Origin of the sequence: Ekhidna sp. (assembly GCF_963691765.1) — a bacterium.
Lineage (GTDB): Bacteria > Bacteroidota > Bacteroidia > Cytophagales > Cyclobacteriaceae > Ekhidna.
The window spans coordinates 709,516-725,386 of the sequence record NZ_OY829375.1; the positions used below are offsets into that span (position 1 = coordinate 709,516).

At 41.0% G+C, this 15,871-nt stretch carries 6 protein-coding genes; 3 read left to right on the plus strand and 3 right to left on the minus strand.

The genetic code is table 11. The features are described 5' to 3' along the window. Window positions 1-119: 119 nt before the first annotated feature. Window positions 120-5,702, minus strand: a complete 5,583-nt coding sequence (locus ACY650_RS03375) for a glycosyl hydrolase (protein ID WP_462251741.1) — start codon at window positions 5,700-5,702, stop codon at window positions 120-122. A gap of 226 nt (window positions 5,703-5,928) precedes the next feature. Continuing rightward, window positions 5,929-7,089: a flavin monoamine oxidase family protein gene (locus ACY650_RS03380; protein WP_462251743.1), complete on the minus strand. Its 1,161-nt coding sequence runs from the start codon at window positions 7,087-7,089 to the stop codon at window positions 5,929-5,931. 333 nt (window positions 7,090-7,422) lie between these two features. Here ACY650_RS03380 and ACY650_RS03385 point away from each other — a divergent pair, with 333 nt between their 5' ends. The 3 genes from ACY650_RS03385 to ACY650_RS03395 are packed head-to-tail and all read left to right on the plus strand — an operon-like array spanning window position 7,423 to window position 10,196. Continuing rightward, a complete protein-coding gene (locus ACY650_RS03385) occupies window positions 7,423-7,854 on the plus strand; it encodes a very short patch repair endonuclease (RefSeq protein WP_462251745.1) in 432 nt (143 codons plus the stop codon). Continuing rightward, window positions 7,838-9,070 (plus strand): DNA (cytosine-5-)-methyltransferase, encoded by a 1,233-nt coding sequence (gene dcm / locus ACY650_RS03390; RefSeq protein WP_462251747.1) that lies wholly within the window; start codon window positions 7,838-7,840, stop codon window positions 9,068-9,070. Before ACY650_RS03385 ends, dcm begins: the two co-directional genes overlap by 17 nt. Further along, entirely contained in the window at window positions 9,027-10,196 is a 1,170-nt protein-coding gene (locus ACY650_RS03395) for a type II restriction endonuclease (RefSeq protein WP_462251749.1), read from the plus strand. Before dcm ends, ACY650_RS03395 begins: the two co-directional genes overlap by 44 nt. Window positions 10,197-10,351: 155 nt before the next feature. On the opposite strand, the gene ACY650_RS03400 is transcribed toward ACY650_RS03395, so the two are convergent. Continuing rightward, complete coding sequence (locus tag ACY650_RS03400) at window positions 10,352-15,856, minus strand: T9SS type A sorting domain-containing protein (RefSeq protein ID WP_462251751.1); 5,505 nt, start codon at window positions 15,854-15,856, stop codon at window positions 10,352-10,354. Window positions 15,857-15,871 lie beyond the last annotated feature (15 nt).

Consider the following 15,871-nt stretch of genomic DNA (forward strand, 5'->3'; position numbering starts at 1 on the left):
AGTGAAATTGGATGACCATGCCGTGAAATCATCTATGCGCGGAGCTTAGTTACCTTACATTCCAAACAATGAATGCAGCTCGAAAGTAATTTTCTCGCCAGTGACGATTGTCTGATAGTTTACTCCTTAACGATTTTCAATCTGACCAATTGATCATTCACTCCTTTTAGCTCCAAGATGTAAATACCGGCTTGCATGTTTTCAATTGAAATTGATTTTTGTGTTGACTCTAACATTTTCTCTCCCGCTAGGCTGTAAATGGTGCCAGACAGAAAGTCTGTCCATTCGATGGTTAAACTTGTGCGTACTGGATTTGGATAGACTGTAATGCTTTCTGTCTCTGTTCCTAACACTACTGCATCTGTGGTTGCCGAAATAGAAAATGGACTGTCTTCAGCTTCATTGCCGCTTGCATCTTTGGCTGAAATGGTGAAAGAATAATTTGTATTAGGAGTTAACTCATCTATTATCATTGATTTTTCCTCACCAGATGCATATGTTACGTTCTCTTCCTTATCCGCATAGGATACTTCATAATAAACTTCACCAGAATCATCAATTGCATGTAGTTGTAATTCGATGGTGGTGGTTGTGATCTCCCCGACAAGCGCCGTGAAGTTGGTTGGCGAACTGTTATCTTCCGATTCCAAGGTTGTCGCGTCAATGGTAAGGGGACTATTTGCAGCTTCATTGCCGCTTGCATCTTTGGCTGAAATGGTGAAAGAATAATTCGTGTTTGCTGTCAGCCCATCGATGATTAGCGTTTTCACTTCCCCGGATGCTGAGGTGATCGATTCTTCTTCGTCATCGTAGGTTACATGAAAAATGACTTCACCCGAGTCGTCCTCCGCATTCAATTCAAACACTATGGAAGTATTTGTAATCGCTTCTTTTTGAGCTGTAAAATTGGTTGGTGCCGTAGTATCATCGGAATCCAATGTCGTTTCCTCAACAGTCAAAGGACTATTGGCAGCTTCATTATTACTTGGATCAACGGCCGTAACAGTGAAGCTGTATTCTGTATCAGGATTCAGTCCATCGATGATTACAGATTCTTCTATGCCTGAAGATGCGGTTACTGTTTCAGAACCACCACTATAGGTGATTTTATAAATGACATCTCCGGAATTGTCAGTGGCATTTAGTAATAATTCAATCGAGCTTGGCGTAATTGCTCCTGTTATAGCTGTAAAATTGGTCGGAGCGGTCGTATCCTCATCTTCAGAGCAGTTATCTCCTACTACGTAATCAAAATACTTGGTCACTGCGAGCCCACCTGCAAAGGCAAACTTACAGGCATATGCAATGGTGGCACCAGGTGTCTGGTCTGAGATAGTCCTTGTAAATGTTCTTCCTTCTACATGGGTCATCGAGAATTCTGCAAAAGAATTCTGTCTCCAGAGGTAAGCCACAACTCCATCCTTTTCGTCCAACAATTCAAAGGTCATGGTAACATTTGTACCATCCGTTTCGAACCAATAATTGTATCCAACCGAAAAATTCCCTTGCTGGGCCTCTGTGTCAGTTCCAGAGCAAGAACTATTGGTATCCTCTGTAGTAGAGGCATTGAGAAGTATCGGACTGTTTGACGCGACATTTCCCGAGAGATCCTTAGCGACAACAGAAAATTCGTAAGAAGTATTGGGATTCAGATTGTTGATGACCAATGACTTGGAACTGCCAGAAGAACCGGTAGTCGGTACCGTCTCGGAATTGTAATTGACCTCATAAATGATTGTACCACTATTGTCATTTGCATTCAGTACCAGTTCTATCGTTCTGGAATCTACATCTCCGATTGTAGCCGTGAAATTGGTTGGAGCTTCAGTATCGTCTCCGCCACCACCACTGCAATCACTTCCTACCGTGTATTGAATGTATTTCGTCACAGACAAGCCGCCTGCATATGCGAATTTACATGCAACACTTATCTGCTCACCTGGCGTGAGGCTTGATAAGGTTTTAGAGAACGTGGTTCCTTCTACAAAATCCATTTGTACCTCTGAGAATGGGTCCTGATTCCAGAGAAATGCCACAATTCCGGTTTTGTCTGTATCCAGAAGTTCAAACGTGACAGTCACATTATTGCCAACACTCTCAAATGTCGCTGTGTACCCCACGTTAAATACTCCCTCCAGGGACTCATTGGAGGTCTCAGAACATGATAAGACTTCTTCAACGCTAACCGCAACAACTTCTGAAGTACCTGTTCCTCCCGCATTATCAGTAGCTACCGCAGATAGCGAATAATCACCTACTTCAGCACCGGACCATAAATAACTAAATGGTGCGTCGGTATCTTCGCCAAGTAGTGTTTCACCTTCATAAAACGCTATTTTCGTTATCGTGCCATCCAAATCACTTGCTGTTGCTTCGATTAGAATATCCTCGCCTTCTCTAAATGCGCTATTATTTAAAGGAGAGGTGATATTGGCGTTGGGATTGGAGTTTCCGGTTTCTGAAACAATCACAAGAAGATCATCTATTGAAGCATATTCTCCATCACTAACGGTCAGTTCAAACTTGTAAACTCCGTCTGCAAGATTAGAAACTACCGGATTGGATATTTGATCGTCGCTAAACTCAGCAACCGAAGGCCCATAGATCTGAACCCATTGGAAGGACAGTACGTCATTGTCAGGATCTGAGCTCTCGCTCGCATCAAATGTTGTCGATGTAGCTGGAAGGATTACATTAATATTATCCCCAGCGTCAGCAATAGGAGGTCCATACGAAAGGTCTCCTGTGCGAGTAAAGTTCATTTTTCCCAGGTTAAACTCTCCATTGTCGAACACTACTCTTAAGATGTGATTTCCTTCGACCAGTTCGACTCCCGAAGTTGTCAATGTATTCCAAGTGTTCCAATTACCAGTCGATGGGACTGGGACGTTTTCGCTAACTGGATTCCCATTGATTTCAAGATAAAATGGTCCTCCACCAGCTGCATTTCCAGAGGCATAGCGAACAGCTAAATCATATACTCCTGATTGATTCACATTGATGCTATATTCCAGCCATTCTCCTGCAGATATCCAACCGACAGTAGCACCTTCTCCATCTACTTCTGTAGCGTCTACTGATTCACCCGATCTGAACTCACCGTTATTTCCAGGTGAAACGTCTGAATATGCAATCCCCTGTCCATTACCACCTTCATAATAATCATAATGAGCTGATTCTATAATACCTGGTATGGCATGAACAATGTCATTATATGGAAGCTGCTCTCCTACTACAACCGATGCAACATTGGTAACACCAAAGGCTTCACCATCATATATTTTGGCATAAAATCCATGAACCCTTGAAGCAAGATCTCCTGCAGAGAATACAAATGGCTCATTTAGCGATTCTCCAAGAAGTACTCCATCGTCATAAAATTCTACTTTGGAAGGCGTCCCACCAGCTACCGTGACTTCAAGTTCCACACTTCCTCCAGGATATGCACTCTCAAAACTTGTACTAATCGTTCCAGAAATGTCACTGTCGCGATTTGTGGCCATAGAATTGGCAGGAACTGTCAACGTATACCCTGTTGAAAAATTCACATCGACAGAGACATCGGAATAATTGTGAGCAACATAGGTATAGTCTTCACCTTGTTTAAACGCAACTGCAATTGGGTGGTCGGCTGTCACGGTTGCGTCGACTTTCCCTATCGCATTCATCGCGTGAATCCAGTAATACGTCTGGGCATCAGAAACACCAAATTTCAAATTCCTATCAGGATAAGAATCATACAATTGAATGGCCTTTTGAGGATCTATAAATGACAGATATTGATACATGACGTCATGCCACAGGTTTACATTATCATCATTACTTAAAATGCCAGTATTGGCTTCAATTTCCGCCCATAGTTTCTCTGCATAGTCAAGCGGGTGGCCGAGGTACATGGACCCTCCGTGGATGGGATACAGCTCGATCCCGTAAGAAGCTTCAATATCTGAAGTCCAGAAAGTCCCGTTATCGTAAGAGTTTCCCCACACTCTGGAAACCAACGAATATTGATTTTCAGGGAAAATTTCTTCATGAATATCAAACCAGTACTCCTCTACGGCGGCTTGCTCGGTAGTGTATAGGTATATCCCTAAATCTCGTATTTCATCATTTCCGGTAATGGATCCCCAATGGATCAACGACGAATTGAACTGCATACTTTCTGAAGTGGACTCTTGATCATTTCCCTGTGGGAAACTGGCGAATCCATTCGCCCAGCAATGTCCGCCATATGGACTAAAATTTCTTAAGAATGGGAAAAGCTCGTCATCTCTATTCGGACTTGCAGCATCGCGTACCAGCAAATCGATCATCGGCCCCCATTCCTCAGCCCAACCGGGATCAAACTGCTCCATAAAAGCACCTGCATGAATGAAGTATCCCCAATGAAAATGGTGATCGTTTATATTGTTGTCCTGACCATGACCGGCTGGATATCCAAGCATAGCTGTCCAGTCGTCATTGTAATAATAAAGAAAGGCAACCTCACCAGGCTCAGCCGTGAGCCAATCTTCCAGTCGCTCCCTGACTGTCGCTATCATTTTATCTCGCGCCTCCGTCATCCCCATTTTATGTGCGATTCTAGCAGTCTGAATCAATCGATTCATTACTTGCCCTTCATTGTATGAGTCTGTCCAAGTTGCCAACTGATCGTTCTGGATCAATTCGACCTTATCATAAAGCGCAGATAAATCAAATCCATCACTATAATTCGACAAATACGGAAGTGTTGGAAGTATTCCATGAAATGAATATTCAGTACTGAAAGAATTTCCGGCCAGCATCTTGAGCTCACCCCTTACAGAAGAATAAGTTTCTTCTTGAGGAGTAGGTGAATCCGATGATAAATGTCGCCATTGATGAGGGAGTAGACCCATTAGCACGGTGTTATCTACCCCTTCTTTTACATCTGTAGAGACGGTGAAGTCAGTTCTCAACATGGAAGTAGCTTCATTGTATGTCCAATTGACTGTAGTATTGGAGGGAAATACGTAAGCGTATTTTTGATATTCGCTAGCGAGTGTAGATACATTCGTAGCCCCTTGAGGTAACATAACCAGCGACCAGTAATTCTGCCCGTTCAATGTAGAAGTATAGACCTCTCCATTTTCAGTCCAGGTACTGCCTATAGGTGCGTAGATGATGTAATTTGCCCCATTTCCTGACCCTGAAACGGTGATCATTTCATTGTTCACACTCACAGTTCCCTGATTGATTTGAACAGATGCAGTCTGACCAGCCTGTTTCTCGAAGTATAGAAAGGGCATCCCAATTCCGGAAGTCGCTTGAAATTTAGTACCCCAATCCATCGTCACGGTCCAATCCGAATAATCGGCTACCGTTGCATTCGTTTCACTAAGTCCAGATGTGCCTACAATAATTGCTTGCGCGTCTCCCTGCACTCCCCAAGGAATGTAGTTAACAACCAGTCCCTCAGATTGCGTCTTCATGGAAAAGGGGTAATTGTACAAGTTATCCGCGTGATTTTCTTTGATCAGCTTCGACCACCAATCGTTCGTCGGTACGGGTTTGTCACTTACAGTCCCCGAGATTTGTGGTGTGCCGGATGGGAATCCGTTTCTTCCCGCCTGATCTACTCCTGGAAAGGTCCTCGTGTAGCTCCCGTCTCCAACAGGCACAATTTGACTGTGCGATGAAATTGCGAGTGTGATACAGGCAGCAAAAAATAACGATCTGTACATTTTCGTACTGATATTGAGAACCCTAGAATTAGTCATTCTTAAAACTATTCATCTATGACGCAAAATCTACCTAAGCGAACCATACATGACCTATACACGGCAAAGAATAAGTACGAAAGCAACTATCGGCCCAGCTAGGAGAATATTGGAATGTGACAGGGTTGCGGTGAAGGTTAGGCACTTAATAATTGGTAGAAAATGCGAAGCTTTTTGAGTGCCTGCTGCATCATCCAAGCATTTCACTAACCGCTCGCTTAGCGGATCGCGCAGCAGTATGAACACTTCCCCAATCATCACCTGTTGTATACGCATCTCCTGCGAAGTAAAGTTTATCACCAACTGACTCACCTAAGGTTCGGACTCTTCTCCAGTTTTCGCTATCATAGACATAGGCACCATTTGCAAAAGGCTCTGCATTCCAATTTTGAAATATGTGCTTAACGTAGGTTTCCGATGCCTTCCCATCAGATAGTTCATCCAACTCAGCAAGGATATATTCAATCAACTCTTCATCAGAAAGTTGAATGTATGGTTGAGCCCCAGTACCCACAGCAAAAAGACCTACAATGTTTTGATTCGTATTTTGTCCGTAAGAAGCATCATAGTATAGCTTTTGCCCTGCCGAGCGCGGCTGTATTCGAAACTCGACAATTGCAGGATAAAATTTCTCTGAGAATTCGATAAACGCTTTGCATCCATCCCACACTGTTACGTCTCTTATCGCATCAATCTTATTGCTTGGTAGTTCAGGAATGAAATTGATCGATTCATTTTGAAGTATTTTCACTGGAACTGTAACGATCACCTTGTCAGCAGTAAATTGTTCGCCAGCAGCACTAACAGATATTTGCTCTCCAGAATAGTCTATTGTCTCAATTACCTTATTGTAAGCGATCCTGTCCTTTACTGATGGAACTATGTATTGTTCAAAAAAATCAAACCAGGTGGCGTTGACAAATTTTTGATCAGATTCAAATCCAAGATCCTCAATGCTTAATTCCTCACCATCATATAATCCATAATCATTTTCGAGATCATAGGGTGTTGTTTTGATACCTATATCAACTGATGAATCATTGACAATTTCATCAAAAATACCCCTCTCAACATGCAACCACTCTGCGCCCAATGGTATAGGAAAATTTGCAAAATCGAGGGTCCTTTTCATTCTGCCTCCATGTGCGTTTGATGCTTCCAAGATTTGAAATTCTATGCCTCTCTGATTTAACAAGTAAGCAGTAGAAAGTCCAGCAGCGCCTGCCCCAATAATTAGCACTTTACCAGGATTAGTTGAAATGGAATCATCCTTGCATGAGCTAAATACGGATTGCAAGGGTAATCCTACTCCCAATACCCCACATAGTCTTACAAATTCTTTTCTGGTCATAACAGTAGATAATTTAACAATGCTACGATGAAATTATTGCATTAGGCCTTCTTCTGGTTCGGAAATTAGTTCCGTGACTGACTATACAAAGAATGAAGCATGAAAGTAACTTTCGGGGTAGTTGGAGATTGAGGTTTGTGATCTAGTAGCACATGTAATTCCCTTATTTGGAAGATAAATAAAACACGCGATTGCGTGTTACACTATTTGTTAGATTTCATACCGAAACGCAGACCCATCGCACATTTTAGCACATTGGTTTTTATCAAAAAACAGTAATCCCCAAAAGAGTCAAAATATTGTCCTCTCTTCATAGAGTTTGTAAATTTAAACATGGACGTTCATACTCCCGAACAACGAACTAGAAACATGAAGGCCATAAAAAGCAAGAACACCAAGATGGAGGTGAAACTTGCAAAAGAACTTTGGTCACGAGGTTACAGATTCCGAAGGAACTCAAAATTCGTTTTTGGTAAGCCCGACTTCAGTTTGAAGAAATACAAACTAGCTGTATTTGTGGATAGCGAATATTTTCATGGAAGGAACTGGGAGACTGAAAAATTGAGAATCAAAACGAACCGAGAATTTTGGTGGAAGAAAATTGAGGGAAATATTAAGCGTGACAAAATCGTGAATGAACATCTTGAAAAATCGGGATGGAAGGTTCTTCGATTTTGGACAGAAGAAGTTAAGAAAAATTGCGATTTTTGTTTGTTAGCAATTGATCAAGAAATTCATAAAATAAAGAATGCCCAAATACTCTGAGGTAAAAGAAAAATTTAATATTGAGGTCAAGAAACCTGAGCAAACAGAACTTGCCCATTTAACTCATTATTTTCAGAGTCATCATAACGGAGTAGCCCATTATTTTGAAGAACCTGCCATTGAATATGGTCAGTCAATTGATCCTTCGGTTATTAATGAACCATACTTTCAAGGTTATTTACCTTTTGAATGGGATATTCCTTTTCCGCCTCACCAACATGGTGAATTCAAGTTCATCGACCTTTTTGCTGGAATAGGTGGATTTCGCTTAGCATTTCACAACTTAGGAGGAAAATGTGTATTCACATCTGAATGGAATCAATATGCTCAAAAAACTTACCATGCAAACTTTGGTGAAGTACCTTTTGGAGATATTACCAAGATTAATGAAAAGGAAATTCCCCAGCATGACATTTTAATTGCAGGATTTCCATGTCAGCCGTTTTCCATAGCCGGAGTTTCTAAGAAAAACAGTCTCGGAAGAGCTCATGGCTTTAAGGATGAGACTCAAGGCACTCTATTCTTTGACATTAAAAGAATAATAAAAGAAAAAAGGCCGAAGGCCTTCCTTCTCGAAAATGTCAAGAATTTAGTTTCTCATGACAAAGGGAATACATTCAAAGTAATTGAAAAGACTCTAAAGAAGCTCAGATACAACCTTCATTTTCAAATTCTTGACGGTAAATATTTTGTCCCACAACATCGTGAAAGAATTGTTATCGTTGGGTTTGACAGAGATAGATACAAGGGGAAAGAAGAATTTAAATTTCCAACAATGCCTGCGGTAACTCATGCAATAGAAGATATCCTAGAACCAAGCCCTGAACCAAAATATACTTTGTCTGATAAGCTTTGGAAATACTTACAGGATTATGCGGCCAAGCATAAGGCTAAGGGGAATGGATTTGGATTTGGACTTGTTGATATGGACGGAATCGCCAGAACACTTAGTGCTAGATATTATAAAGATGGATCTGAAGTATTAATTCCCCAAGATGATCAAAACCCAAGAAGATTAACTCCTAGGGAATGTGCAAGACTCCAAGGCTTTCCAGATGAATTTGTAATTCCTGTCTCTGATACCCAAGCTTACAAGCAATTCGGCAACTCAGTTGTAAGTCCGCTAATGCAAGCTGTTGGTGAAAACATTGTTAACGAATTAGCTAAATTAGATGAGCATATTAGAGAAGGCAATACAATCGGCGCAGCAGGCTGAGATTGCATTTAGCAAATTCATTAAGCCAAACGACACGGGCAAGACCGGAGGCCATCAGGCGGGATTTCATTTGCACAAAAACTCGTGGCCTTTATATTTTGATACTCCCGGTGAAAAAGGATCAAATAAGGATCACTACGTTACAATAAGATGGCATGATGACTTTGAAACTGCAAGCCGCTTCATTTATTACGGTGTTGGAACAAGAAATGAGTATAGACTTACAAGGTTTGGAAAAGGATTTCCATTTTTAGCCGATGATAACGTGGGTGACCTATTGATTCTCGTCAAAAAATCAGCCGAATTTTTTGAAGGTTACGTACTAAGCAGCGATGAAGATATTGAAGATTTCTTCGCTGCACTTAACATCTCGTCGACAGAAACAAATGCAATAATCCCAAAACAGCTGGAGCGATCTGCTGAAGATAGATTACTCCAATGTTTTGTAACTTATCTAAGGTCATTGGATGTTGACTTTCCTACCACAATAGAATTAGCTACAAGTGCAAGAAACTGTTATCTCACATCTCACGACATTTCTTCCAACCATATTAAATTAAATCCAGACAGAGAAATTCTTAATTGGTTGGAAGCAGAGTATAGTCTTTTTAAAACCATCGAAAACGACAGATATTCAGAAATTATTAGAGCTCCCTTCCCTACTGTTGAAGACTTGGTGAAAACCGCTAATACTATTCTAAATCGAAGGAAAAGCAGAGCAGGTAAATCTCTCGAACATCATCTTGAAGAAGTATTTAGAGTTTTTAAATTAACCTTCCAAACTCAGGTAACAACTGAAAATAATAAAAAGCCTGATTTCTTATTTCCAAACATAGAATCTTACAATAACCCAAGTTTTGAAGAAAACAAACTAATCTTACTGGCTTCCAAAACAACATGTAAAGACAGATGGAGACAGATTCTTAACGAAGCAGATCGTATTAGAACTAAACATCTATTCACTCTTCAGCAAGGAATTTCGAAAAATCAACTTGAAGAGATGAAGAAGTATGGTGTTCAGCTTGTAATTCCCAAAGCTTACATGAAGAGCTTTCCAAAAGAATACAGGAATGATATTCTTACCCTTGAAGGGTTTGTCAAATATGTAAATACAACTCAAGCATAACCCCTCGCCCCTTCCCAAATAACACAACCTTGTAGCTAATACTTTCCTCCCTCACCCGACTCACTCCACCCCCTCCATCGCAACTTTGAACAACAAAAAAGGCCGACCCGAAGAGCCGACCTTAATCGCAATAGCTATACCTAGCTAATGCTTCCTTAGTTTGCCTTTATTATTCGCCTCTTGATGGTTTGTCCTTCTTGATCAATAAGGATAAGGTACACTCCTTCAGAAAGGGTTTCAATATTCATGCGTATGGATTTACCTTGTCCTTTATCCATAATCTTACCATTTACATCCGTCAATCTTACCTCAAATGCTTTGCTGGATTCGACATTCAGGATATTGGAAACTGGGTTTGGATATATCGAAAGACTTAAATCATCTTCTAATCCAAGCGGTGTCTCCGTGACCGTAATTGTAAACGTTGTTGTGACAGATAGCCCATTGCTATCATCAGCAGTCACAGAGACATTCGATGTGCCTATACCAACCTCCGTGACAGTCAATGCAGTCCCTGAAACCCCTATTGTAACCACAGAATTATCTCCAGAAATAGCAGTAAAGCTGAGCTCATCACCATCCATGTCTACGAATACATCTGCAAGGTCAATGTCAGAAGTAGCGAACCCTTCATTATAGCTTTGATCTGCAATTGGATTAAGTACAGTAATGCTTTCATTCTCATTGGTTACTGAAATGGTGAATACCTCTTGGTAGGTTCCGCCATTTCCATCGTTTGTCTCCACACGAACTGAATAGCTTGACTGGGTTTCAAAGTCAAATACATCTTGAGCAATTAGTTGATCTCCAGAGATCGTAAATGAGGCATTGTCCGTATCTCCTGTTCCAGTTGCGATCGCGTAAGTGTACGTCTCTCCTTCGTCTTCATCAATTGTCGTCAATGACCCAATTAGATCGCCTGCTGAGTTATTTTCCTCTATCGTACTGGTACTTAATTCTATGCCGGTTGGTGCTTCAAAAACGTTGTTGACGGATATCGTAAAGACCTCTTCTCTTTCCAATGAACCATCATCCGTTTTAACGCGTATGCTCAGACTGTTTTTAGTTTCAAAATCAAAGCTTTCAGAAGTTAGCAACTCATTATCTGAGATGGTGAAAGATGAATTATCAGTATCACCAGTGCCTGACACCAAGCTATACGTGTAGGAGCCCGAAAGATCTTCACCAAATGTTGTAAAGCTTCCCACACTGGTTCCTGTTGATTCATTTTCATCGATATCTTCATTGCTGAGAGTCAAAGAACTGATTTGCGAAACCAAATCATTGATAGCTATCGAAAACGCTTCTTCATAAGTTCCACCATTGCCATCGCTGGTTTGAATCCTAACTGAATAACTATCCTTGGTTTCAAAATCAAAGATTTCAGCACTTACCAGATTACCACCTGAAATAGCGAATGAGGCATTGTCAGTATCACCATCACCCGACACAAGGGTGTAAGAATGCATCTGTCCCTCGTCTTCATCGATTGTGCTTAAAGCCCCAACAACTGTTTCCAATGGATTGCTCTCGTCAATGGCTGCGTTGTCCAATGATACGTCAGTCGGGTCTTCGTTTACATCATTAAGGGTAATAGTAAATTCTTTCTCAAATATCTCTCCATCCTGATCCTGCACTGAAATATCGAATGTAAAGGTGTTTTTAGTTTCAAAGTCAAGTGCGATGAAGTCTGTAGTCACCAAATTATTCTCTGAAATCGCAAATGATCTCCAATCGTCATCTTCGAGAACAGCTACTACATAAAAGGTAAAGCCCTCATTGAAATTTTCATCCAGTGCAGAAAGACTTCCAACCACGGTTCCTGCATCACTCCCCTCATCTACTGAAGTAGAAGAAAGTAAGATGTCAGTAGGCGTAGCAATGGCTTCGGTTACAACAACATCCCACTCTGTGATGGTCCCATCCTCAGCAGTAACTGTATACACCAGTGAATTTGTGAAATCTTGTACAACTCCAGTATTTGGAGAAACAGTAGCACCTGGCGAGACAGTTACTGTGGGCGTGAGAGCCGCAATATTAGTCCCTGCCAAAGCCACCGCGTCAACAGCAGTTTCAGCCGCATCGATGACGGCATCTCCGTCTATACCATCAAAAGTGAATGAAGTGATATCACTTTCTGTGTATGGAGAAAAGTCTATACCTACCCCACTATTGTTATCAATAGCTGATTGAACATTATTGGCAGTATAGTTAGAGAAGGCAGAATTGCTAAAAGTGAATACCAGTCCATCGACATCTTGTAAGTCTCCATGTAAATCTGCTGTCCCAGCAATCGTAAGTACCGCAGAATATCCATCGGCATCTACTGTCAAAGTAGGCGTAAGTCCTGATGGCAGGTTTCCAATGGAATAGTCCGTATTGTAAACAAAAGATCCTCCTGCATTACTAAATGGATCATCCACAACGTGAATGGTAAGTGAACCTTCCAATTGACCATCATTTGCTACGACTTCATTGAACCCACCTACGCTTACATCATATTGACTGATGATAAAATTGTCGGAGCCCAGCACAAATATTTTATCTCCCTCTGAAGAGGTAGCAATGCCAGTCCCATAAGTGTCTTGGCCTGAAAAATCAAAGTCTACCCCATTATATGTAGCTCCATCAGCAAGATCAAAAGGTGTGTTTAAAGTATAACTAACCATATCGGAACTGCCCACCACGATGATGTGTCTGCCATCACGCGAAATGGAGATCCCTGAAGGATAAACCTCATTGCCTACATAATAGGTGAATTCTAAAACTACCGATGATAGATCGAAAGGTGTAGGTAAACTAAATTGGTAAATGTTATTTCCATCTTCACCTACCAAAAACATTTTCGATCCATCATAGCTAAATGCAAGTCCATAAACGGACTGATCTATAGAAGAAACGTTATAGCTATTCCCACTGTATGTAGCAGTAGAAAGATCAAATGCACTCGATAAATTGTATTGTACTATTTCATACATATCAATTGATGTGATGAATAAGCGCATTCCATCAGGAGAGAATGCCAAATCCTCAGGTGAGTCTGCATTGACAGATAGATCTAAAGAATTACCCGTATAGGAGAATGTACTGGCTAGGTCATATGGTATTGAAAGGCTATACTCAAAAATCTGAGACTCATCACCTCCTGCCATAAAAATTCTCGTACCGTCAGCATTTAATGCTATTCCTGTAGCATAACTGCTTTCTTGTCCGCCTATGCTTACCGAATTTCCAGAGTATGTAGTTTGGTTAAGAGCTAAGGGATTCCCGTAAAACAATGCTGGATTATTGTCTCTAAAGTCAATACCTATGCCCGTATCAAATGCAGTAGCATCCATAACCTCAGATGCATCTCCACCTAAGAATGCTCCATCGCTGAATGTCAAAATAAGATTAGATACATCATGAATATTCTGATGATCATTTGCCTGTCCATCAATAGATAAAGAAGCAACTATTCCATTAGCATCCACAGACAATTCTGTGCTCAGTCCTGCTGGAAGATTACCAACCGAATAGTTTGCAGTAGATAGCGTGCCTCCGGCATTGTTGAATACTTCATCAAAAAGATAAATATCAATCGTTCCTGTCAGGCCACCATCATTGGCGCTGTTTTCGGAATAACCACCTTTATCTACATCATATTCATACACCTTGTCATAACCACTACCCAGCATAAACATCTTTGATCCATCAGCATTGAAGACAAAATCTGAAGGACTCCAATCTTCCCTACCTATATAAAAAGTGGAACTTACCGCTATATCCAGTGTGATATCAAAAGGTGCTGACAAATTGTATTGAGTTATATCATCACCCCTGCTACCGATAAGTAATAATTGCGTACCTCCTTTCGCAAATTCTATTCGCCCTGGATTGGTTTCTTCACTCGCAACACTCAAGGCCCCTTCAAAATTTACCGTACTTAATACATCAAAAGGAGTACTGAGGCTGTATTGACTTATTTGATCAGCTGATGTTCCTGTTATAAACATCTTGTTGCCAGATGCATCAAAAGTGATACTGAGAGGAAAACCATCTTCGGCCACCGTGTAAGAACCATCAAGGGTTACGGTCCCTGTAACATCAAATGGTGTGGTCAGAGTATATTGATAGACAGCATCGGTTGTGTTATCCAGCAGATATATTTTCGAGCCATCATTGTTGAAATTGAATCCGAAAATATTGGTGCTTAGACCAGTTAGATCATACGGTGCTCCATCACTCGTCATCGAATTATCAATTTGATATGGAGCAGAAAGAGTGAATTGATGTATCGCTTTTGTTGCACCTCCTAGCAAGTAGAATTTTGTACCATCGGTACTCAATCTCATTTGCAATGGCTGGCTATCAATGGAAGAAACATCGATAGCTTCATCTAAATATTTTGCCTGAGTAGGATCAAAACCATTACCATAAAAAATGGATGGAGTATTGTCACGGAAATCAATTCCCACACCTGTAGGATCATTCACACCTGACACACTACTTGCATCAGCTCCCACAAACGCAGCGTTTGTAAAGGTGATAGCTAGTTCGGACACATCGTTGATGTCTTGATGGTCCGTCGCATTGCCAGTGAATGTTAAAGTAGCAATGGTGCCTGAAGCATCTACATCGAGACTTGGAGTAAGACCACCCGGAGAATTATTGACAGTATAGTCTGTTCCATGAGACAAGGTACCGCCAGCACTTGTAAATGCATCTCCTGCCAACTGAATGGTGAGAAAACCATCTACACTACCATCATTATTGGAGCCTTCTCTAAATTGATCTGCGGGGATGGCATATTGATTGATGTCTTGATTTTGAGATTCTGTTATATAAAACCTTGAGCCATCCGCGCTAAAAGTAATCCCATTCGGGAAACGTTCTTGGGCTGCTATATTCAACAATACTCCATCATAGGAAGCTCCACTTGTGAGATTGAACGGACTGCTCAAACTGTATTGATAAATGGACTTTGAAGACTGCCCAACGATGAACATCTGCGTCCCTGTAGCATTGAACGCAATGCCTTGAGGGTTAGAAGCTTCGTTTTGAACATTAAAAGTACCATCTAAGCTAATCGTACTTATATCATAAGGAGTTGATAAATCGTACTGATAAACTTCTTTGTTGGTTGAATTTCTAATAACAAAGAGTTTCGCTCCATCTTCACCAAATGCCATTGAAGTGAGATTAGACACCACAGTTTGTGAAGACGCATGCACAACACCCGAGGCAATGCTAAATGGAGTCGATAGATCATAGACATTTACCTGATCAGAACTCCCTACTATAAACATTTGTAGTCCATCATCACTGAACGCTATTCCTTTTGGATTGGTCTCTTGCCCTGAAATGGTATAATCGCCAAGGTAGGATGATGAGGAAGCAAGATTAAATGGTGAAGAAAGTGAATATTGATTGACTTTTGCATTTAGTCCACCACCATCAGATCCGATAATGAAGACGCTTAACCCATCCGTGCTAAATGTAACATCATTAATGTCGGCCTGCCGTGATGATACAGGTATGTCTGCTTCGAATGATGCTCCTTGCGAAAGGTTGCCAGTATTCCCATACGTAAGTGAGGTGCTTTGAGCAAAGGATATATAGCTCAATACCGCTACCAAAAAAGTGAAAATCAAAAATTTGTAAACTAAGGTTTGTGTCATTGTATTGCGATTTAA

What these genes read in the sequence shown, in the direction of transcription:
- ACY650_RS03380 (WP_462251743.1), bottom strand. Translation starts at nt 7,089, where the DNA reads ATGACCAGAAAAGAATTTGTAAGACTATGTGGGGTATTGGGAGTAGGA.
- dcm (WP_462251747.1), top strand. Translation starts at nt 7,838, where the DNA reads ATGCCCAAATACTCTGAGGTAAAAGAAAAATTTAATATTGAGGTCAAG.
- ACY650_RS03385 (WP_462251745.1), top strand. Translation starts at nt 7,423, where the DNA reads ATGGACGTTCATACTCCCGAACAACGAACTAGAAACATGAAGGCCATA.
- ACY650_RS03395 (WP_462251749.1), top strand. Translation starts at nt 9,027, where the DNA reads ATGAGCATATTAGAGAAGGCAATACAATCGGCGCAGCAGGCTGAGATT.
- ACY650_RS03375 (WP_462251741.1), bottom strand. Translation starts at nt 5,702, where the DNA reads ATGTACAGATCGTTATTTTTTGCTGCCTGTATCACACTCGCAATTTCA.
- ACY650_RS03400 (WP_462251751.1), bottom strand. Translation starts at nt 15,856, where the DNA reads ATGACACAAACCTTAGTTTACAAATTTTTGATTTTCACTTTTTTGGTA.